Source organism: Bradyrhizobium sp. 153 (genome assembly GCF_023073835.1).
Classification (GTDB): Bacteria; Pseudomonadota; Alphaproteobacteria; order Rhizobiales; family Xanthobacteraceae; genus Bradyrhizobium.
On sequence record NZ_JADPKH010000083.1, the window covers coordinates 199,726 to 218,669 of the forward strand.

Here is an 18,944-nt window from a genome sequence, read left to right on the forward strand (position 1 = left end):
GCAGACGTGGCGGGCTTTTACCCGGAAGATGCGGAAATGACAAGGAGAATGGGGTGCCATCCTCCCCTGGAGGAGGAGGGTCGGCGCGTAGCGCCGGGGTGGGGTGACAGTCTCGCCATCGAGGCGATGCCCGTGGGGAGGGATCACCCCACCCCTCACCGCATTCCGCTTCGCTGCATGCTGCGACCCTCCCCCTCTAGGGAGGTAAGAGCGCGTGCCTTACGTCGGCGTTCCGCCGAACTTGGCCTCCAGCGCCGCGATCCTAGCCTTCAGCGCCTCGTTCTCCTCGCGGGCGAGGCGGGCCATGTCCTTGACCGCCTCGAACTCCTCGCGCTTGACCAGATCCATGTCGCGCAGGAATTTTTCCGCCTGGGTGCGCATCACCGTGTCGAACTCGCGCTTGACGCCCTGGGCGGCACCGGCAGCGTCATTCATCAGGCGGCCGATCTCGTCGAAAAACCGGTTGCTGGTCTGGGTCATGGCTGCCTCCGATAAACTTTGCGCGAATTCTCCGAAACACAATGGCAATCCGACTGGGCCGGTTCAAGGGCCGAGCGGGGGCATCCTTGTCATGCCCCGGTTTCCTTGCAATCGTATTCAACGTCCCTGCATAACAAGAATCACTGGGCGTCTGCTGGCGCTCGATCGCCGCAATCTCGTTCAGCCATAGAAGGCGCGATGCCCTTTCTGCTCATCGACTTTCCCGCCTTCAAGCCGATCGCCCTCGAGATCGGTCCGTTCGCGATCCGCTGGTATGCGCTGGCCTATATCTGCGGCATCGTGTTCGGCTGGCTCTATGCGAGATCGCTCCTCAAGAACCAGCGTCTGTGGGGCGGACCCGCACCGATCTCGCTGCTCCAGATCGACGATTTCATCCTCTGGGTCACGCTCGGCATCATCCTGGGCGGCCGCACCGGCTACGTGCTGTTCTACAATCTGCCGTTCTTCATCGACCATCCCGCCGCGATCTTCAAATTGTGGGAGGGCGGCATGTCCTTCCATGGCGGCTTCCTCGGCTGCGTCGTCGCGGTAATGTTGTTTGCTCATCGCAACGGCATCTCGATCCTGTCGCTCGGCGACATCACCACCGCGGTCGCCCCGGTCGGGCTGCTGCTCGGACGCATCGCCAATTTCATCAATGGCGAATTGTGGGGCCGCGCTACCGATGCGAGCCTGCCTTGGGCGATGATCTTCCCGAACGATCCCACACAGCTGCCGCGCCATCCGAGCCAGCTCTATGAGGCCGGCATGGAAGGCATCCTGTTGTTCGCGGTGCTCGCGATCATGATCCGCTTCGGTGCCCTGAAGCGGCCCGGCATGATCCTCGGCGCCTTCATCCTGATCTATGGTCTGACCCGGATTGCCGGCGAACATTTTCGCGAGCCGGACGCCCAGCTCGGCTTCCTGTGGGGCGGGTTAACCATGGGCATGCTGTTGTCGATCCCGATGCTTATCGTCGGCACCATACTTATTGTATGGGCAGTCAGGCGCGGCGCGCCGAAGCCCATCGAGGCCATTCGTTAATTCATTCCGAGAACATAGATCGTGACCGACTCGCCGCTACTCAACGAGATCAAGGCGCTGATCAAATCCTCAGGCCCGATGCCGGTCTGGCGCTACATGGAATTGTGCCTGATGCACCCGCGCTACGGCTATTACGTCTCGCGCGATCCGCTCGGGCGTGAGGGCGATTTCACCACCGCGCCCGAGGTCAGCCAGATGTTCGGCGAGCTCTTGGGACTGTGGGCCGCCTCGGTGTGGAAGCAGATGGGCTCGCCGCACTTTTTGCGGCTGATCGAGCTCGGCCCCGGCCGCGGCACCATGATGGCGGACGCGCTGCGCGCATTGCGCGTGCTGCCGCCGCTCTACCAGGCACTCCACATCCACATGGTCGAGGTCAATCCGGTGTTGCGCGAGCGGCAGAGTGCGACGCTGGCGAACGTGCGCAACATCGCCTGGCACGACAGCATCGACGAGGTGCCGGAAGGTCCCAGTATCATCCTCGCCAACGAATATTTCGACGTGCTGCCGATCCATCAGATGATCCGCTACGAGAACGGCTGGCACGAGCGCGTGATCGAGATCGATCCCAACGGAAAACTTCAGTTCGGCGCCGCGCCCGAGCCGACGCCACGCTTCGACGTGCTGCTGCCGCCCTTGGTGCGCGCCGCGCCGGTCGGTGCCGTGTTCGAATGGCGGCCCGACAGCGAGATCATGAAGCTCGCCACGCGCGTGCGCGACCAGGACGGCGCGGCGCTGATCATCGACTACGGCCATTTGCGCAGCGATGCCGGCGATACGTTTCAGGCGATCGCGCGCCACAGCTTCACCGATCCCCTGAAGGCCCCGGGCCAAGCCGACGTCACCGCCCATGTCGACTTCCAGGCGCTGGCGCGTGCGGCCGAGGATGTCGGGGCCCGCGTGCACGGGCCGGTGACGCAGGGCGACTTCCTCAAGCGCATCGGCATTGAGACCCGCGCGGCGGCGCTGATGCAGAAGGCTACGCCCGAAGTCGCAACCGACATTTCGGTGGCGCTCAAGCGCCTGACCGATACGGGGCGCGGCGGCATGGGCTCGATGTTCAAGGTGCTCGGCATCTCCGAGCCAGGTTTGACCGGTCTTGCCGGTCTCAGCGATCTCGAACGCGCCGGAGAAGCCTCATGACGCTTGCCTCGTCGCTGCTGTCGGCCGTGCCCGGCCTGCGTCATGCCTTCTTCACCCGCGAGGGCGGCGTCTCCAGCGGCATCTATTCCGCGCTGAACGGCGGGCTCGGCTCCAACGACGATCAGGCCCACGTCGCCGAAAACCGCCGTCGCATGGCCGAGCATGTCGGCGTCGCACCGGAGCGTTTTCTCAGCCTGCACCAGATCCATTCGCCCGACGTGCTCGTCGTAGATCGCGCGTGGCCGAACGGGCCGCGGCCGAAGGGCGATGCGCTTGTCACCAGGACATCCGGGATTGCGCTCGGCATCTCCACCGCCGATTGCGGGCCGGTGCTATTCGTCGACCCCAATGCGCGCGTGATCGGCGGTGCGCATGCCGGCTGGAAGGGCGCGCTATCAGGCGTGCTGGAAGCAACGATCTCGGCGATGGAGAAGCTCGGCGCCACGCGCGACGGCATCATCGCGGCGATCGGCCCCTTGATCCGGCAGGAGAGCTACGAAGTCGGCAACGAGTTCGTGGCGCGTTTCATCGAGGCGGATGCGGACAACGCGATGTTCTTCATCCCGTCGGTACGCGAGAGCCACGCGATGTTCGATCTCGCCGGCTTCATCCGGACGCGGCTGGAAGCCTCCGGCATCCTGATGGTCGACGATCTCGGTCTCGACACCTATGCCGATGAGCGCTTCTTCAGCTATCGCCGCTCGGTGCATCGCAAGGAGCCGGACTACGGTCGCCACATTCATGCCATCGCGCTCGAAGCGTGAACACAAGAGCAACACGCTGTTGTCCCGGGATGACGGTGCTGTTTGTGGCTAGCCTGCCCTAGACCTTAATCGATTTTAACGATATCGCTGCCCTCCATAATGAGGGAAGCGTCATCTTTTCCGCGTCGCGCGGGCGCACGCGTGCTGGCGGTCATGCTGCTGGCGGCTGCGACCATGCTTGCCGGCTGCGCCGGCGGCAACGCGCCGAGCAATTCCTATGCGATGGCGGCGAACGGTGGCTCGGGCGCAACGGTCGCCTTCGAATCGATCGACGGCCCGCCGCCGCAGGTGTTCGACCGCATGGTCGGTGTGCTCGACAGCGAATCCAAGCTGCGCAGTCTGTCCGTCGTCTCCCGCGAGGGCACGGCGGCCTATCGCGTGCGCAGCTACCTCTCGGCTCAAATCGTGCGCGGCAAGACCATGATTGCATGGGTCTGGGACGTCTACGACGCCAACCAGCAGCGGGCGCTGCGCCTCTCCGGCGAGGAACCCACGTCCGCCAAGGGCGGCCGCGACCCCTGGGGCGCTGCCGACGACCTGGTGCTGCGAAAGATCGCCCAGGCCGGATTCAGCGGACTTTCCAACATGATCAACGGAACGCCGGATGCCTCAGGCGTAGCTCCAGGCCTGCGGGGACCGGCCGTGGCGACCATCATTCCGGTCGCGCCCGCGCCGGACATGCCGGCCACGGCGCTCGGCTACGCCGAGCCATAACCCCCGCTAAACCACGGGCCCAAGTTACGGCCAAACCGTTGGCCCGACTCAGGATTTTCGAAGGGAAAACGTAGCGTCCCGGGTTGCCATTCGAGCCCCCGGCCTGATATTTCCTCGCCCGTCGTAACCGTGCTTCCAATGGGTATTCGTAGGATGTTGAAGGTCGTATCCAGCAAAGCGCGGGAGGAAGCGTCCATGTCGGCCAAAAACGGCTCCATCAAGCTCGTCGCCGGCAACTCCAATCCGGCTCTGGCGCAGGCCATTGCGCAGGGCCTCGACCTGCCGCTGACCAAGGCGGTGGTGCGGCGCTTCGCCGACATGGAGATCTTCGTCGAGATCCAGGAGAACGTCCGCGGCTCGGATGCCTTCGTCATCCAGTCGACCTCGTTCCCAGCGAACGACCATCTGATGGAGCTCCTGATCATCACCGACGCGCTGCGCCGCTCCTCGGCGCGCCGCATCACCGCGGTGCTGCCCTATTTCGGCTACGCCCGGCAGGACCGCAAATCGGGTTCGCGCACGCCGATCTCGGCCAAGCTCGTGGCCAATCTGATCACGCAGGCGGGCGTCGACCGCGTCATGACGCTCGACCTGCATGCCGGCCAGATTCAGGGCTTCTTCGACATCCCGACAGACAACCTTTACGCGGCGCCGCTGATGGTGCGCGACATCAAGGAGAAGTTCGATCTCTCCAAGGTGATGGTGATCTCGCCCGACGTCGGCGGCGTGGCCCGCGCGCGCGGCCTCGCCAAGCGCATCAACACCCCGCTCGCGATCGTCGACAAGCGCCGCGAGCGTCCGGGCGAGTCCGAGGTCATGAACGTGATCGGCGACGTCGCCGGCTACACCTGTATCTTGGTCGACGACATCGTCGATTCCGGCGGCACCCTGGTGAACGCGGCCGACGCGCTGATCGCCAAGGGCGCCAAGGACGTCTACGCCTACATCACTCACGGCGTGCTCTCCGGCGGCGCGGCGGCCCGCATCTCCGGCTCCAGGCTGAAGGAGCTGGTGATCACCGACTCGATCCTGCCGACCGAGGCGGTGACCAAGGCGCCGAACATCCGCACGCTGCCGATCGCCAGCCTGATCTCCGACGCGATCGCGCGCACGGCCGCCGAAGAGTCGGTGTCGAGCCTGTTCGACTGATTTCTTTATTGTCATTCCGAGGCGGCGCGTCAGCGCCGAACCCGGAATCTCGAGATTCTTAGGTGCGCAACTGCGCACCGTAGTTCTCGCTACGCGAGCCCCCGGAATGACTTCAGTCTCGTAGGGTGGGCAAAGGCGCAAAGCGCCGTGCCCACCTTTCTCTTTCGATGAAGCTGGTGGGCACGCTTGCGCTTCGCCCACCCTACGGCAGTCTGCCTACCCCACGATCCCCGCCGCGACCTGGCCGCGCAGACGTTCCAGGCCGAGCAATGTCTCCGCACAGGCGGCCGCGACCTCCGTGCCCTTGATCGCAAAATGCTTGCGGAAGAAGTCGTAGTGCACCTCGGTCTCGTGGAATTGCTGCGGCGTCAGCACGGCCGAGAACACCGGCACCTCGGTGCGGAGCTGCACGTCCATTAGCGCCTTGATCACGGTGTCGGCGACGAATTCATGGCGGTAGATGCCGCCATCGACGACGAGTCCGGCCGCAACGATCGCGGTGTAGCGGCGCGTCTTGGCGAGGACCTGCGCATGCAGCGGGATCTCGAACGAGCCGGGCACTTCGAACACGTCGACATGGGTGAGGTGCCGCGCTTCTGCCTCCTTCAGGAAGGCGAGGCGGGCCTCCTCGACCACGTCGCGGTGCCAGCAGGCCTGCACGAAGGCCACCCGCTGCGGCTTTGCGAAGCGCGGGTGTTCGGGCGCGGGTCCTTGCGGAACCGGCGGTTCGGCGACTTCAGTTTCGACTGTGGAGGTTTGGACTTGGGGATCTTGCAACATCTGATTCATGGCTTTCCTCGGTTTAAGGACCAGAATCAGGGCACACGGAACGACAAACAGCCGCATCTTGCGATGCGTCTGCCACCGACCGTTCTCTTTCATCCGGACTTTGACCGTCGGCTTCGGAGTTGCACCGAATCTGCTGACCCTTCCCTTCGGCAAAATCCTTTTCAGGAAAGAACCTCGGGGAAGGCGCTCGCGGGCTTGGGCCTTTCGGCCCTTACCGCCGGTGGGGACTTTCACCCCGCCCTGAGAACATCGGCCGTTCGGGATGAACGGCCTGCCAGCAAATATGCCGCCGGCGAGCCGTTGCGGCAAGCGCGTTCCGCATGGGCAAAGCGCATGGTCCCATGCCGTCGCGGTGGGAGCGGCCCTCGCGGGACGGAATTAGCAATTGGCGCCGGCCGCCCGAATGCGATTCCGGTTTGTTCTCCCTCGTCCGGTTTTGCCTCTCCCCGTTAACAATTGTGGCGGAGATGAGCTGTGGACGAACGAGTCCTGGCTTGTGGACGGACTCGGGACGCGGTTGCGCAGATTCCGCAAATCACATCACTTGATCCGCGACAGGCCCGCGCTGATCCGAAGGGATCGCAAGAGCGACCCTAGGGATCGCCGTAGCGACGTTTAGGGAGCGCGCGCCGGGCCAACCGCGTGCGTATCAAAACAACAAGAAGGCAAGAGGTCGAGACGGCATGTCCCTGCTCGAAGGCACTATCGATTCCAAGAGCCATCCGCTCGCGGTGGTCGAGGATATCGCTGCCAGCAACAACTGGCCGTTCGAACGCTCCGGCGAAGACGAACTCACGATTGTCTCGAAGGGACAATGGACCGATTACCAGCTCTCCTTCACCTGGATGGGCGAAATCGAGGCGCTGCATCTGGCCTGCGCCTTCGACATGAAGATCCCACTGCAGCGCCGGGGCGAGGTGCAGCGGCTCGTCGCCGCGGTCAACGAGCAATTGTGGGTCGGCCATTTCGACCTGTGGACCAACACCGGCATGATCATGCACCGCCAAGCGCTGGTGCTGCCGGGCGGCCTCACTGCCTCCACCGCGCAATGCGAAGCCATGCTCGCAGGCGCCATCCACGCCTGCGAGCGCTACTTTCCGGCGTTCCAGTTCGTGGTGTGGGCCGGCAAGACCACCGCGCAAGCCATGGACGCGGCGATGTTCGACACGGTGGGCGAGGCGTAGGGCGCCTCGCTCCCCAGCGCGTGAGGAGGGCATCGCCCATCCTTCGTCGTCCTGGACAAGCGATGACGGCGCGAAGCGCTGTCGTCGCGCAGATCCAGGATCCATACCGCGGGGACTCTCCGTATCTCGCGATGCTTGTTGCTCTGCCCTCCATCCACTAGAACCACTTGGGGTCATGGGTCCTGGCTTGGCCTGGACGACGGATTTGGCAGCAGCGATGGCGAACAACACCCTCCAAAACATCACCGGCACCATCCTCCTCGCTGGCGCCGGCAAGATGGGCGGCGCGATGCTGAGCGGATGGCTGGCGGGCGGGCTCGATCCGCGCCGCGTTGCGGTGATCGATCCGCACCTCTCGCCCGAGATCACCGCGCTTGCCGCCAAGGGCGTTGCGCTCAATCCTGACATGAAAGCGGCGGGCACGGTCGAGACGCTGGTCGTCGCGGTGAAGCCTCAGATGTTCCGCGAGGCCGGCGCCAAGCTGAAACCATTCGTTTCGGACAAGACGTCGGTGGTCTCGATCATGGCAGGCACCACCATCGCCTCGCTTGAAGAGGTCTGCGGCGGCGCCGTGATGCGCGCGATGCCGAACACACCGGCCGCGATCGGCCGCGGCATCACCGTCGCCGTCGCCGCACAACACGTCAGCTCGGCTCAGCGCGCGGTGGCCGATGCGCTGCTGCGCGCCACCGGCTCGGTGGAATGGGTCGAGGATGAAGGCCTCATGGACGCGGTCACCGCAGTCTCCGGCTCAGGGCCCGCGTATGTCTTCCTGCTCGCCGAGGAGCTCGCGCGCGCCGGTGTGGAAGCGGGATTGCCCGAGGCGCTGGCGACCAGGCTTGCGCGCGAGACCGTCGCCGGCTCCGGCGAGCTGCTGCACCAGTCCGAGCTTGCTTCAAGCACGCTGCGCCAGAACGTCACCTCTCCCGGTGGCACCACCGCTGCCGCCCTCGACGTGCTGATGGGCGAGCCCGGACTGCGCGAGTTGATGATCCGCGCAATTGCGGCCGCGACGACGCGGTCGAAGGAATTGGCGAAGTAGCTAACGGACTCGCAGCTACGCTCCTAGTCGCTTGTTGAACATCTCGACATTGACGAGACCGCGCGCGTGGCGGCCCTCGCCGAGTTTGCGGGTGCTCTCGAACGCCTCGACCTCGAACCGGATGACGCGGCGCTCGACCGTGACGACTTTCGCTGTGGTCCGCACCGTCGCACCGACGCGAGCTGCCGCCAGATGGCGGATGTCGACCTCGGTGCCGACGGTGACCCACCCGGGCTGAAGCGCGGAGCGGATCGCATCGCTTGCGGTCATCTCCATCTCGAGGATCATCATCGGCGTCGCATAAACAAACGGCATGCCGGGCACGAAATGCCCGACCGTGCGCTCCACCGGCACCACCAGCGTGCGCTCTGCGCTCATGCCGATCGTGATGAAGTCGCGTGCGTCCATATTCTTTCTCGTCATTCCAGGCGCAAAGCGCGAACGCGGAAGCCAGAGATTAGCCCTGACGGGCTGCCCCGGAATGATGCTAACGCGTCACTTCTTCGCAGCCGCCGCGCGCTCAACAAAGGTCTTGCCGCCCTTCATCTTGTGGCGCAGCGGGGCCTCGTTGATCTGGATAACGACGGCATCGGCGTCGACGCCGAGATTCTTCACGAGCGCCTGGGTGATGTCGCGCATCATGCCGGCCTTCTGCTCGTCGGTGCGGCCTTCGGCCATGCTGATTGTGATCTCAGGCATCGTCTTCTCCCTGCTCGTCGTTCATCATCTATTCGTCATTGCCGGGCTCGATCCGGCAATCCATCATTTGGAAGATGGATGCGCGGGTCAAGCCCGCGCATGACGAATGGAGCGAATGGCTAGCCCCAGCTCACGTCATGGCGCGCCAGGACCTCGCGCACCTTGGCGACGAGATCGGCCTCGCTGCACGAGAATTGCGCCGGGCGGCTCTCGCGCCATTCCTGGTTGGAGGCGATCGCAGCGGCGGCCTTGGCACCTTCTATCAGATCCTTGATCTGAACCTCGCCGCGCGCCTTCTCGTCGGAGCCCTGGATGACGACGCAGGGCGCGTTGCGGCGATCGGCATATTTGAGCTGATTGCCCATGTTCTTGGGATTGCCGAGATAGAGCTCGGCGCGGATGCCGGCGGTGCGCAAGGAAGCGACCATCTTCTGATAGTCGGCGACGCGGTCGCGGTCGAACACGGTGACGACGACGGGCCCGAATTCCGGCCGCGTGTCGAGCTTGCCGAGCAGCGTCAGTGCGGCCTGCAAGCGAGACACGCCGATGGAGAAGCCAGTCGCCGGCACCGGCTCGCCGCGAAAGCGCGAGACGAGGCCGTCATAACGTCCGCCGCCGCCGACCGAGCCGAAGCGCACCGGGCGGCCCTTCTCGTCCTTGGTGTCGAGCAGGAGTTCGAGCTCGTAGACAGGGCCGGTGTAATATTCGAGGCCGCGCACAACGGAGGGATCGATGCGAATGCGGTCCGCGCCGTAACCCGAAGCCATGACCAGCTTGGCAATTTCTTCCAGCTCGCTCACGCCGGCCTGACCGACTTCGCTCTTGGCGAGGTACGTTTCTGCGGCGGCGATAGCTTCTTTCCAATCATCGCGCTGCTTGGTGATGGCGAGAACAACGTCAGCCTCCGCCGCACTCAGATTGGCGCCTTTCGTGAAGTCGCCCTTGCCCTCTTCGCCGCCGTCCCATCGTCCGGGACCGAGCAATTTGCGCACTTCGTCGGCGGAAAACTTGTCGAGCTTGTCGATCGCGCGGAGCACGGTCAGCCTGCGTGCCGCGTTGTCGGCGCCGCCGAGCCCGATGGCTTCCAGAACACCGTCGAGCACTTTTCGATTGTTCACCTTCACGACGTAAGAGCCGCGTGCAATCCCGAGCGCCTCCATCGTATCAGCCGCCATCATGCAGATCTCCGCATCCGCCGCCGGCGTCGCCGAGCCGACCGTGTCGGCATCGAACTGCATGAACTGGCGGAAGCGTCCGGGACCGGGCTTTTCGTTGCGGAACACGTAACCGGCGCGGTAGCTGCGATAGGGCTTTGGCAGCGTGTCGAAGTTTTCAGCGACGTAGCGGGCGAGCGGCGCGGTCAGATCGTAACGCAGGCTGATCCATTGCTCGTCGTCGTCCTGGAACGAGAACACGCCCTCGTTCGGACGGTCCTGGTCGGGCAGGAATTTGCCGAGCGCATCGGTGAATTCCATCGCCGGCGTCTCCACCGGCTCGAAGCCATAGAGCTCGTAAACAGCGCGGATCTTCTCGACCATCTCGCGCGTCGCCCGGATCGCGGCGGGATCGCGATCCTCGAGCCCGCGCGGCAGGCGCGCCTTCAATTTCTGGGGTTTTTTGGGTTTCTCGGCCATGCGCGGCGTTTACCAGCCGACGCGCGGTGCGGCAACCGTTCTTGCCCTCTCCCCTTGTGGGAGAGGGTGGCTCGCGGTAGCGGCGAGACGGGTGAGGGGTTTCTCTCCGCGAACAAACCTCTCGCGCTTGAACTCGCGAAGACAACCCCTCAGCCGGCGCTTCGCGCCACCTTCTCCTACAAGGGGAGAAGGTATAGGTAAAAGCCTCAAAACACTTTGCGGATCCAGTTGTGCGGATCGTTGGTGCGGCCGTACTGGATGTCGACGAGCTGCTTGCGCAGGCCCATGGCGACCGGGCCGGCCGCGCCGCCACTGATGTCGAAATCGCCGCTCACCGAGCGCACCTTGCCGATCGGCGAGATCACGGCGGCAGTGCCGCAGGCGAAGGCTTCTTTCAGCCTGCCGCTGGCGGCGTCCTTGCGCCACTGGTCGAGCGAGTAGGGCTCCTCGCGCACCGTCTTTCCGGCATCGCGGGCGAGCGTGATGATGGAGTCGCGTGTGATGCCCGGCAGGATGGTGCCGAGCGGCGGCGTTGACAGCGAGCCGTCGTCGAACACGAAGAACACATTCATGCCGCCGAGCTCCTCGATGTAACGGCGCTCGAGCGCATCGAGGAACACGACCTGATCGCAGCCATGCTGGATCGCTTCCGCCTGGGCGCGCAGGCTCGCGGCATAATTGCCGCCGCATTTGACGGCGCCGGTGCCGCCGATCGCGGCGCGCGTGTAGTTCTCGGACACCCAGATCGACACCGGTGCAGGGCCGCCCTTGAAATAAGAGCCCACCGGCGAGGCGATGACCGCGAAGATGTATTCGGATGACGGCTTGACGCCGAGGAAGGTCTCGCTCGCGATCATGAAGGGCCGTAGGTAAAGACTGCCCTCGCCGCCCGGCATCCAGGCGCGATCGATGCGCACGACCTGCTCGACCGCCTCGATGAAGACATCCTCGGGCAATTGCGCCATTGCCATGCGGTCGGCCGATTCCTTGAATCGCCGCGCATTGGCGTCGGGGCGAAACAGGTTCACGCCGCCGTCGTCGCGCTTGTAGGCCTTGAGGCCCTCGAAAATTTCCTGAGCGTAATGGAGAACCGCGCCGGCCGGATCGAGCTGAAAGTTGGCGCGCGCCTCGATTTTGGCCTCGTACCAGCCGCCCTTGGCCTGATTGTAGCGGACGATCGCCATGTGATCGGTGAAAACTCGCCCGAACCCTGGGTCCACCAGCTTGGCGACGCGGTCCTTCTCAGGAGTCGGATTGGATGCGGGCTGGATGTCGAATGTCATGCTCATGTCCTTGGCTCCCGCTGCCGGTATCGGCGCTGTTCTGGCACCGGCCCGCCCCTGTTCGGGGCCGGCTGGCTTCATTAGGTGTCTGGCTGGACCGCCGCCAGCCTTGTTACGGCCGGTTTCCCGTGGCCAGCATGTCGCCGAGGACATGCTTTTGCGGAAGGCGGAAGTCCAGTATGTTTTGTCGAAATGCCGCTCGACAATCGCACGGTAGATCTGCTCCGGCCGTCGTCGCCTGTCCGGCTGTTTCCGCCGTCCCTGCTTCGACGCCGCCCGTCGCGATACGATCTAAAATTTCGTACGGGCCAATCGTTTTGTAACATTGAACCCAAGATACGTCAATATGCCTGACATAAATTTCGCGAGTCCGTCTCAAGACGCCGCCGAGCCTCGGCCGGCCGCAGGCGATGGAGGCAATTTGCGCTGGGATATCATCGAGCTGCTGTTCTTCGCTTATCGCGATTTCGTGGGCGATCCAGACCAGGAGCTGGAGGCCTTCGGCTTCGGCCGGGCCCATCACCGGGTCATGCACTTCGTCTATCGCTATCCCGGCCTCAAGGTCGCCGATCTCCTCGACGTCCTGCGCATCACAAAACAATCGCTCGGCCGCGTGCTCAAGCAGCTTCTCGACGAAGGCTATATCGTGCAGAAGACCGGCGACAATGACCGTCGTCAGCGCCTGCTCTATGCGACGCCGAAAGGCGAAGCGCTGGTGCAGAAGCTTGCCGGGCTCCAGACCACGCGGATCACCAAGGCGCTTGCCGAGATAGGTCCGCAGGATGCCGAGACCGTCAAGCGCTTCCTGCGCGCGATGATCGATCGCGACGATCCGGACAAGGTGCTCGAGACGATCTTCGCTTCCGTCAACCACGACGCCAAGGAGTGACCGTGCCGCTCGCTGCCACGCTCGCCCGCCCGCCGGTGCAACCCGCCGACGATGCCCCGCATCTGCTGCTGGTCGACGACGACCGCCGCATTCGCGATCTGCTGTCGCGCTTCCTCGCCAGCGAAGGCTATCGGGTCTCGACCGCCGCCAGTGCCAGCGATGCGCGCGCCAAGCTCATGGGCTTGCATTTCGATCTCTTGATCCTCGACGTCATGATGCCCGGCGAGACCGGCTTCGACCTCGCCCGTTTCATCCGCACCTCGTCCTCGGTGCCGATCGTGATGCTGACGGCGCGGCACGAGGCAGAAGCGCGCATCGAGGGCCTGCAGATCGGCGCCGACGACTATGTCGCAAAACCGTTCGAGCCGCGCGAGCTCGCGCTGCGCATCAACAACATCCTCAAGCGCGCCGCGCCGCCGCCGCAGGCGGCGACCGTGGAGAAGATCGCTTTCGGACCCTACGTCTACCATCTCGAACGCGGCGAGCTGCGCCAGGGCGATGAGGTCATTCACCTCACTGACCGTGAGCGCGAGATGCTGCGCATCCTCTCGGAGACGCCGGGCGAAACCGTGCCGCGCAGCGCGCTGACCGGCAACGGCAGCGTCAACGAGCGCGCCGTGGACGTTCAGATCAACCGCCTCAGGCGCAAGATCGAGACCGATCCCGCCAATCCGCTATTCCTCCAGGCGGTGCGCGGCATCGGCTACCGGCTGGTGGCCTTGCCTTAAAGCCCATAGAGCAGTGAAGCGCCACCGATGAGCACGATCGATACGGGCCTGACGCTTCTGAAGAGCGCCGCTGGCCGCGTCTCCGCCGCCAATGGCTGGATGGGCAACGCATTCAAGGGCTGGATGCCGACCGGCCTCTATGCGCGCGCGCTGCTGATCATGATCGTGCCGATGGTGATCCTGCAATCGGTCGTCGCCTTCGTGTTCATGGAAAGGCACTGGAACACGGTGACTCGGCGCCTGTCCGCCGCGGTGGTGCAGGACATCGCCGCGCTGATCGACGTCTACAAGGGCTATCCGCAGGACAAGGATCGCGACCAGATCCGCCGCATCGCCCAGCAGCGGCTCGGCCTCGTCGTCGATTTCCTGCCTGCCGGTGACATGCCGCCACCGGGACCAAAGCCGTTCTTCTCGCTGCTCGACCAGACCCTGTCGGTGCAGCTCGGCCGCCAGATCGGGCGTTCGTTCTGGATCGACACGGTCGGCCGCTCCAACCTCGTCGAGATCCGCATCCAGCTCGACGATGCCGTGATGCGCGTGTTCGCCCAGCGCAGCGCCGCCTACGCCTCCAACTCGGAAATCTTCCTTTTCTGGATGGTCGGCACGTCCTCGATCCTGCTGATCGTCGCGGTGCTGTTCCTGCGCAACCAGATCAAGCCGATCCTGCGGCTCGCCGATGCCGCCGAGAGCTTCGGCAAAGGCCGCGAGGCGCCGAATTTCCGCCCCAGAGGCGCGCGCGAGGTGCGGCGCGCCTCCGTCGCCTTCCTCGAGATGAAATCGCGCATCGAGCGCACGATGGAGCAGCGCACCGCAATGCTGGCCGGCGTCAGCCATGACCTGCGCACCATCCTGACCCGCTTCAAGCTCGAGCTGGCGCTGATCGGCGATAGTCCCGAGCTCGAGGGCATGCGCAAGGACGTCGACGAGATGTCGATGATGCTGGAGGATTACCTCGCCTTTGCCCGCGGCGATTCCGGCGAGCAATCGCAGCCGACCGATATGGCCCAGGCCCTGGAAGAGCTGCGCAGCGATGCCGAACGGCACGGCCACACCGCGACCGTGGCGTTCCACGGCCTGCCAGTGGTGACGGTGAAGCCGGCCTCGTTCAAGCGCTGCCTTGCCAACCTCGTCACCAACGCCGCACGCTACGGCAAGGCCATCGCCATCACCGGCCAGCGCGATCACCGCTATCTCACGGTCACGATCGACGACGACGGGCCGGGCATTCCCGCGCATTTGCGCGAAGAGGTGTTCAAGCCGTTCCTGCGGCTGGACAACGCCCGCAACCAGGACGAAGGCGGCACGGGCCTTGGCCTCGCGATCGCCCGCGACATCGCCCGCTCCCACGGCGGCGACATCACGCTCGGCGACAGCCCGATGGGAGGATTGAGGGCGAGCGTGAGGATACCCGTGTAACTGCTCTTGCCTCTCCCCGTTAGAACGGGGCGAGGGAGCCCACCGATTTTCCGGCTACGATCTCGCTACTTCGGCAGCAGTCCCTTCAGCTTATCCACGTCGCGCACGTTCATCTTGAAGCCGCCTGGCATCACGATGTCGCCGGGCTTCTGGTCCGGCTTGCAGGCCCCGAGCCATTTCGCTTCAAGCGTCATGGTGCTATCGCGCCCGGCCGTGCCGGCGACGCCGCCTTGCGCATGCGAGGAGGTCCTCACCGTGTAGGCCGAGTTGAAATCGCCTGATATCTCGGCATGCGAGGTCGTGCTGACGCCAGCGACGTTGCACTCGGAATCGCTGACATAGCCGGTCGCGGTCTTCTTGATCTCCTGCTTGGCGCAGATCTGCCTGGCCATCGGGGAGACGTTGTTGCTCATCTCCTTGTCGACGGTCTCGTCAGTGCAGTGCTGCATGGTCATCTCGGGCACGGGCGAGCCGGTCGTGACCAGCTTCATTTCCCAAAGGCCGGCCTTGCGCAGCGGCAGATCGTCGGCGCTGGCGCTGCCTGCGAACAACACGAGACAGGCGGCCGAGCCGAGCAAAGCGAGTTTGCGCGTCATCGGGGGGGCTCCCGGCTGAGAGATTGCGGCGTTACGACCGCGGTTCAGTACAGCGTGCGGATCGGCTGCTCGGCGGCGCCGTAGGGCACCCAGCGGCAGGAGAACGAGATGTAGCCGCCCTCGTAGGCCTGCACCGCGAGAAATTTGGCGACTTTGCCGTAGCGCGCGCAGTGATCGACCGCGACCTGCCGCGCATCGACCTGGGTCGCCATCGAATAGGCGATGATGCCGCCGGTGTCGTTGCCCTTGAACGGCGGCACTGGAAGAATATCGGCCCGCACCGACTGGCTCGCCATCATACCCGAGACAACCAGGCTGGCGAGAAGACCCGCGGCCGCAATGATTCGCATTCCCGTCACTCCAATTGGTTGGCGCCAGTTTACGGTGCCGGGATGGAAGTGGAAAGAACGGAAGCCATGCCGAGCGCGACGTTGTGGTCAACTCCTGGCGAAGTGTTGCCGCGCTGCACTTGACCCCGCCCAGCCTTCGCGGCACGGTCCCACCTTCGCAAGACCCAGCAGTCCGGATTGCCCATGCGCGCCCCCTCCCTGAAATCGCTCCGCTTTGCCGCCGTGCTCGGCCTCATGTTCGGGGCGCTATCGCTCGGTGAGGCCAGGGCCGCCAATCCGCTCGAGACGAATTTCTGGCTGAGCGGGCCGCGCTACGATGGCGCCGTCGCCGATTGCGACAAGGCGCTGCCGACGATCGCCACCCAGTTCTGGGAGAAGGAAAGCTCGTTCTGGAATTCCTCGTTGAAGATCACCGGCTTCTCCGCCGTTCGCGAGACCGCTTTCCGGCCCTGGCAGTCCGACAACATTCCGCGCCGGTATTGCACCGGCGACGCCATGCTCAATGACGGCAAGGTGCGCAAGGTGCATTTCTCGATTATCGAGGATGGCGGCTTCGCCGGCTACGGCAATGGCGTCGAATGGTGCGTCGTCGGAGTCGACCGCAACTGGGCCTACAATCCAGCCTGCCGCGCCGCCAAGCCCTGATTTGAAGAGTCCCGAGTCGGGCCGATCTGGCGACTGAGCGGCGGTGGCTGCATTTTGTTCTTGAAATGTTCTTATCGCCTACTAGGCTTCATTGCACAGTCTAGTTGAGGGGCATCGCCATGTTTCATTCCAGATTGCATTCGTTTTCCCGCCTGGTGATCTCGCTGACCCTTCCCCTGATCCTTGCCGCAGGCCTGGCCTCGTTCGCCGGCGGCGCAAAGGCCCAGGACAAGCGGCAAAACGCGCCGGGCGAGTTCGATTTCTATGTGCTGTCGCTGTCATGGTCGCCCTCCTTCTGCGAGGAAGCGGCCGAGCGCAACGGCCGCTCACACATGCAGTGCAGCGGACGGCCCTACGCCTTCGTGGTGCACGGGCTGTGGCCGCAATATGAAAACGGCTTCCCCGAATATTGCCAGCGGCCGGCACCGCGGCTGAACCGCGGCATCGTCTCCTCGATGCTGGATTTGATGCCGGCGCCGGGCCTGATCTTCAACGAATGGGACAAGCACGGCACCTGCTCCGGGCTCGAGAGCCGCAGCTATTTCGAAACGATCCGCAAAGCGCGCGCCGCGATCAAGATCCCGGCCGAATATCTCGATCTGTCGCAGGCCAAGACCGTGGCGCCGGCGGAGGTCGAGGACGCCTTTATCAAGGCCAATCCCGGCCTCAGCAATGCCGCCATCTCGGTCACCTGTAACCGGACACGGCTGTCTGAGGTCCGCATCTGCCTCAGCAAGGATCTGCAATTCCGCGCCTGCGACGAGCTCGAGCGCCGCACCTGCCGCCGCGAGCAGGTGACGATGCCGCCGATCAGGGGTGGGTAGAGGGAGCCCTCGGATCGCCATTCCGGAGCGCGCGGCTTGTCCGCCGCAGCCCGAAGAGCGAAGGCGGAAGCGCGGGGCTGGAATCCATCTGTCCGCATTCTCAAAGAAATGGATTTCGGGTTCGGTGCTGGCGCACCGTCCCGAAATGACGGCCGTTACTTTCGCCTCGCGATGTCGTAACTCTCCGCCATGAACTACCGTCACGCCTTCCATGCCGGCAGCTTCGCCGACGTCATCAAGCACATCGTACTGGCGCGCATCCTCACTTATTTGCAGGACAAGCCGGCGGCGTTCCGCGTCATCGACACCCATGCCGGCGCCGGCCTCTACGACCTCGACAGCAACGAGGCGCGCCGTGGCGGCGAGTGGCTGACCGGCATTGCGCGGCTGATGCAGGCGCGGCTGTCGAACGAGACCGCGGCGCTGACCAAGCCGTATCTCGACATCGTCCGCGCCTTCAATCCGAAGGGCGAGCTCAAGGCCTATCCGGGCTCGCCACTGATCGCGCGCGGCCTGCTCAGGCCGCAGGACCGCCTCATCGCCTGCGAGCTCGAGCCGAAGGCGCGGAAAGCGCTGATCGACGTGCTGCGCCGCGACGAGCAGGCTCGCGTGGTCGATCTCGACGGCTGGATGGCACTGCCCGCCTTCGTGCCGCCGAAGGAGCGGCGCGGCCTCGTGCTGATCGACCCGCCGTTCGAGGCCAAGGATGAGTTCGAGCGGCTTGGCGAGGCCTTCTCGGCGGCGTTCGCGAAATGGCCGACCGGTATCTACGTCGTCTGGTATCCGGCTAAGAACCGGCGCGCCACCGACACGCTGGCGCAAACGGTGGCGCGGCTCGCAGCCGCAGCAAAGCCATCAGGAAAATGCCTGCGCCTCGAATTCAGTGTGGCGCCGCAGCTCGATGGCGCGGCCCTCACCTCCACGGGTCTTCTGATCGTCAACCCGCCCTACACGCTGCACGGCGAGCTCAAGACCATCCTGCCCGAGCTCGAAATGCCGCTCGGCCAGGGCGGCGCTGCCAGATTCCGATTGGAGGTGCCGAGGCCGTAACACTCCGGCATTCTTGGGAAAAATATGCAGGAACGGTAGTCAATCTGCGACGAACCGTATTATGCTGTTTCCGTGACTGGCTTTACGTTCCGCTTCCGCGAATGGTTGCGGCGGAGTGAAGGCCCAAGAAAGATCCGGCCGGACCTATGAGGTCCGCCCAAGGATGGCCAGCTCCCGGGCTTCGTAAGGTCCGGTCATGTCGTGACGCGAGTCTGCGTCGCGGCGGAGGAGCAATGAGGGGGAGTTTCCCGATGGCCATGACGGGAACGGTCAAGTTCTTCAACGGCGAGCGCGGCTACGGCTTCATCAAGCCGGACGACGGCGGCCGCGATGTCTTCGTTCACATCACCGCCGTAGAGCGGGCGGGACTGAAGGACCTTGCCGAAGGACAGCGTATTACTTTCGAAGTCGAACCGGACAAGAAGGGGAAGGGACCGAAGGCGGTCAATTTGGTCATCCTCTCCTAGCGAGCCTGGCTTAAAAAATCCCGGCCGCGAGCGGCCGGGAGGTTGGTCCGGTATTTT

Annotated in this window: 22 protein-coding genes and 1 riboswitch; of the genes, 14 read left to right on the forward strand and 8 right to left on the reverse strand. The window is 64.5% G+C overall.

What is annotated here, in order from left to right:
• Positions 1-219: 219 nt before the first annotated feature.
• Positions 220-480, reverse strand: coding sequence for an accessory factor UbiK family protein (locus tag IVA91_RS21575; protein ID WP_247277540.1), 261 nt, complete (start codon positions 478-480; stop codon positions 220-222).
• 198 nt (positions 481-678) lie between these two features.
• Between IVA91_RS21575 and lgt the strand changes: the two genes are divergently transcribed.
• From lgt to IVA91_RS21600, 5 genes are all read left to right on the forward strand, one after another.
• Positions 679-1,524 (forward strand): prolipoprotein diacylglyceryl transferase, encoded by an 846-nt coding sequence (gene lgt, locus IVA91_RS21580; protein WP_247277541.1) that lies wholly within the window; start codon positions 679-681, stop codon positions 1,522-1,524.
• A 21-nt stretch (positions 1,525-1,545) separates the two neighbouring features.
• On the forward strand, positions 1,546-2,664 hold the full coding sequence (locus tag IVA91_RS21585; RefSeq protein WP_247277542.1) for an SAM-dependent methyltransferase: 1,119 nt from the start codon (positions 1,546-1,548) through the stop codon (positions 2,662-2,664).
• A complete protein-coding gene (pgeF, locus tag IVA91_RS21590) occupies positions 2,661-3,428 on the forward strand; it encodes a peptidoglycan editing factor PgeF (protein WP_247277543.1) in 768 nt (255 codons plus the stop codon). The genes IVA91_RS21585 and pgeF overlap by 4 nt, the downstream gene beginning before the upstream one ends.
• 99 nt (positions 3,429-3,527) lie before the next feature.
• Positions 3,528-4,142 carry a hypothetical protein gene (locus IVA91_RS21595; RefSeq protein ID WP_247459114.1) on the forward strand — a complete coding sequence of 205 codons (615 nt, stop codon included), beginning with the start codon at positions 3,528-3,530 and terminating at the stop codon, positions 4,140-4,142.
• Between the two features lie 195 nt (positions 4,143-4,337).
• Positions 4,338-5,291, forward strand: a complete 954-nt coding sequence (locus IVA91_RS21600; RefSeq protein WP_247277545.1) for a ribose-phosphate pyrophosphokinase — start codon at positions 4,338-4,340, stop codon at positions 5,289-5,291.
• A 216-nt stretch (positions 5,292-5,507) separates the two neighbouring features.
• On the opposite strand, the gene IVA91_RS21605 is transcribed toward IVA91_RS21600, so the two are convergent.
• On the reverse strand, positions 5,508-6,080 hold the full coding sequence (locus IVA91_RS21605) for a 6,7-dimethyl-8-ribityllumazine synthase (protein WP_247277546.1): 573 nt from the start codon (positions 6,078-6,080) through the stop codon (positions 5,508-5,510).
• A gap of 77 nt (positions 6,081-6,157) precedes the next feature.
• A riboswitch (FMN riboswitch) is annotated at positions 6,158-6,332 on the reverse strand.
• A 431-nt stretch (positions 6,333-6,763) separates the two neighbouring features.
• On the opposite strand from IVA91_RS21605, the gene IVA91_RS21610 reads away from it, so the two are divergent.
• Both IVA91_RS21610 and proC read left to right on the forward strand, forming a co-directional pair.
• Entirely contained in the window at positions 6,764-7,264 is a 501-nt protein-coding gene (locus IVA91_RS21610) for a YbjN domain-containing protein (protein ID WP_247277547.1), read from the forward strand.
• 217 nt (positions 7,265-7,481) lie between these two features.
• Entirely contained in the window at positions 7,482-8,306 is an 825-nt protein-coding gene (gene proC, locus IVA91_RS21615) for a pyrroline-5-carboxylate reductase (protein ID WP_247459115.1), read from the forward strand.
• A gap of 15 nt (positions 8,307-8,321) precedes the next feature.
• On the opposite strand, the gene IVA91_RS21620 is transcribed toward proC, so the two are convergent.
• The 4 genes from IVA91_RS21620 to IVA91_RS21635 form a co-directional block, all read right to left on the reverse strand.
• Positions 8,322-8,714 (reverse strand): hotdog domain-containing protein, encoded by a 393-nt coding sequence (locus tag IVA91_RS21620; protein WP_247277549.1) that lies wholly within the window; start codon positions 8,712-8,714, stop codon positions 8,322-8,324.
• Between the two features lie 87 nt (positions 8,715-8,801).
• The gene (locus IVA91_RS21625) at positions 8,802-9,005 is read right to left on the reverse strand and encodes a tautomerase family protein (RefSeq protein ID WP_025033847.1); all 204 of its coding nucleotides are present in this window, start codon (positions 9,003-9,005) and stop codon (positions 8,802-8,804) included.
• Positions 9,006-9,124: 119 nt separating this feature from the next.
• Positions 9,125-10,639 carry a histidine--tRNA ligase gene (hisS, locus tag IVA91_RS21630; protein ID WP_247459116.1) on the reverse strand — a complete coding sequence of 505 codons (1,515 nt, stop codon included), beginning with the start codon at positions 10,637-10,639 and terminating at the stop codon, positions 9,125-9,127.
• A 206-nt stretch (positions 10,640-10,845) separates the two neighbouring features.
• Complete coding sequence (locus IVA91_RS21635; protein WP_247459117.1) at positions 10,846-11,928, reverse strand: branched-chain amino acid aminotransferase; 1,083 nt, start codon at positions 11,926-11,928, stop codon at positions 10,846-10,848.
• A gap of 340 nt (positions 11,929-12,268) precedes the next feature.
• On the opposite strand from IVA91_RS21635, the gene IVA91_RS21640 reads away from it, so the two are divergent.
• Genes IVA91_RS21640 through IVA91_RS21650 form a run of 3 tightly spaced genes read left to right on the forward strand, consistent with a single transcriptional unit; the run spans position 12,269 to position 14,955 of the window.
• Entirely contained in the window at positions 12,269-12,811 is a 543-nt protein-coding gene (locus tag IVA91_RS21640; RefSeq protein WP_247277552.1) for a MarR family transcriptional regulator, read from the forward strand.
• A complete protein-coding gene (locus tag IVA91_RS21645; protein ID WP_247277553.1) occupies positions 12,808-13,539 on the forward strand; it encodes a response regulator transcription factor in 732 nt (243 codons plus the stop codon). The genes IVA91_RS21640 and IVA91_RS21645 overlap by 4 nt, the downstream gene beginning before the upstream one ends.
• Before the next feature lie 27 nt (positions 13,540-13,566).
• On the forward strand, positions 13,567-14,955 hold the full coding sequence (locus tag IVA91_RS21650) for an ATP-binding protein (RefSeq protein WP_128946364.1): 1,389 nt from the start codon (positions 13,567-13,569) through the stop codon (positions 14,953-14,955).
• 65 nt (positions 14,956-15,020) lie between these two features.
• On the opposite strand, the gene IVA91_RS21655 is transcribed toward IVA91_RS21650, so the two are convergent.
• Complete coding sequence (locus IVA91_RS21655; protein WP_247277554.1) at positions 15,021-15,551, reverse strand: DUF3617 family protein; 531 nt, start codon at positions 15,549-15,551, stop codon at positions 15,021-15,023.
• Between the two features lie 44 nt (positions 15,552-15,595).
• A complete protein-coding gene (locus IVA91_RS21660; RefSeq protein ID WP_247277555.1) occupies positions 15,596-15,901 on the reverse strand; it encodes a hypothetical protein in 306 nt (101 codons plus the stop codon).
• Between the two features lie 183 nt (positions 15,902-16,084).
• Here IVA91_RS21660 and IVA91_RS21665 point away from each other — a divergent pair, with 183 nt between their 5' ends.
• The 4 genes from IVA91_RS21665 (at position 16,085) to IVA91_RS21680 (ending at position 18,887) form a co-directional block, all read left to right on the forward strand.
• Complete coding sequence (locus tag IVA91_RS21665) at positions 16,085-16,546, forward strand: hypothetical protein (protein ID WP_247277556.1); 462 nt, start codon at positions 16,085-16,087, stop codon at positions 16,544-16,546.
• Between the two features lie 119 nt (positions 16,547-16,665).
• Positions 16,666-17,370, forward strand: coding sequence for a ribonuclease T2 (locus IVA91_RS21670; protein WP_247277557.1), 705 nt, complete (start codon positions 16,666-16,668; stop codon positions 17,368-17,370).
• A gap of 189 nt (positions 17,371-17,559) precedes the next feature.
• On the forward strand, positions 17,560-18,420 hold the full coding sequence (gene rlmJ / locus IVA91_RS21675; RefSeq protein ID WP_247277558.1) for a 23S rRNA (adenine(2030)-N(6))-methyltransferase RlmJ: 861 nt from the start codon (positions 17,560-17,562) through the stop codon (positions 18,418-18,420).
• 251 nt (positions 18,421-18,671) lie between these two features.
• On the forward strand, positions 18,672-18,887 hold the full coding sequence (locus tag IVA91_RS21680) for a cold-shock protein (protein ID WP_008544396.1): 216 nt from the start codon (positions 18,672-18,674) through the stop codon (positions 18,885-18,887).
• The last annotated feature ends 57 nt before the right edge of the window (positions 18,888-18,944 follow it).

Bases quoted from the DNA above. Each gene is read 5' to 3' on its own strand.
- IVA91_RS21650 (WP_128946364.1), top strand. From the start codon at position 13,567: ATGAGCACGATCGATACGGGCCTGACGCTTCTGAAGAGCGCCGCTGGC.
- rlmJ (WP_247277558.1), top strand. From the start codon at position 17,560: ATGAACTACCGTCACGCCTTCCATGCCGGCAGCTTCGCCGACGTCATC.
- IVA91_RS21575 (WP_247277540.1), bottom strand. From the start codon at position 480: ATGACCCAGACCAGCAACCGGTTTTTCGACGAGATCGGCCGCCTGATG.
- IVA91_RS21620 (WP_247277549.1), bottom strand. From the start codon at position 8,714: ATGGACGCACGCGACTTCATCACGATCGGCATGAGCGCAGAGCGCACG.
- lgt (WP_247277541.1), top strand. From the start codon at position 679: ATGCCCTTTCTGCTCATCGACTTTCCCGCCTTCAAGCCGATCGCCCTC.
- IVA91_RS21660 (WP_247277555.1), bottom strand. From the start codon at position 15,901: ATGCGAATCATTGCGGCCGCGGGTCTTCTCGCCAGCCTGGTTGTCTCG.
- IVA91_RS21640 (WP_247277552.1), top strand. From the start codon at position 12,269: ATGCCTGACATAAATTTCGCGAGTCCGTCTCAAGACGCCGCCGAGCCT.
- IVA91_RS21595 (WP_247459114.1), top strand. From the start codon at position 3,528: ATGAGGGAAGCGTCATCTTTTCCGCGTCGCGCGGGCGCACGCGTGCTG.
- IVA91_RS21680 (WP_008544396.1), top strand. From the start codon at position 18,672: ATGGCCATGACGGGAACGGTCAAGTTCTTCAACGGCGAGCGCGGCTAC.
- proC (WP_247459115.1), top strand. From the start codon at position 7,482: ATGGCGAACAACACCCTCCAAAACATCACCGGCACCATCCTCCTCGCT.
- IVA91_RS21600 (WP_247277545.1), top strand. From the start codon at position 4,338: ATGTCGGCCAAAAACGGCTCCATCAAGCTCGTCGCCGGCAACTCCAAT.
- IVA91_RS21655 (WP_247277554.1), bottom strand. From the start codon at position 15,551: ATGACGCGCAAACTCGCTTTGCTCGGCTCGGCCGCCTGTCTCGTGTTG.
- hisS (WP_247459116.1), bottom strand. From the start codon at position 10,639: ATGGCCGAGAAACCCAAAAAACCCCAGAAATTGAAGGCGCGCCTGCCG.
- IVA91_RS21605 (WP_247277546.1), bottom strand. From the start codon at position 6,080: ATGAATCAGATGTTGCAAGATCCCCAAGTCCAAACCTCCACAGTCGAA.
- IVA91_RS21610 (WP_247277547.1), top strand. From the start codon at position 6,764: ATGTCCCTGCTCGAAGGCACTATCGATTCCAAGAGCCATCCGCTCGCG.
- IVA91_RS21670 (WP_247277557.1), top strand. From the start codon at position 16,666: ATGTTTCATTCCAGATTGCATTCGTTTTCCCGCCTGGTGATCTCGCTG.
- pgeF (WP_247277543.1), top strand. From the start codon at position 2,661: ATGACGCTTGCCTCGTCGCTGCTGTCGGCCGTGCCCGGCCTGCGTCAT.
- IVA91_RS21665 (WP_247277556.1), top strand. From the start codon at position 16,085: ATGCGCGCCCCCTCCCTGAAATCGCTCCGCTTTGCCGCCGTGCTCGGC.
- IVA91_RS21625 (WP_025033847.1), bottom strand. From the start codon at position 9,005: ATGCCTGAGATCACAATCAGCATGGCCGAAGGCCGCACCGACGAGCAG.
- IVA91_RS21635 (WP_247459117.1), bottom strand. From the start codon at position 11,928: ATGAGCATGACATTCGACATCCAGCCCGCATCCAATCCGACTCCTGAG.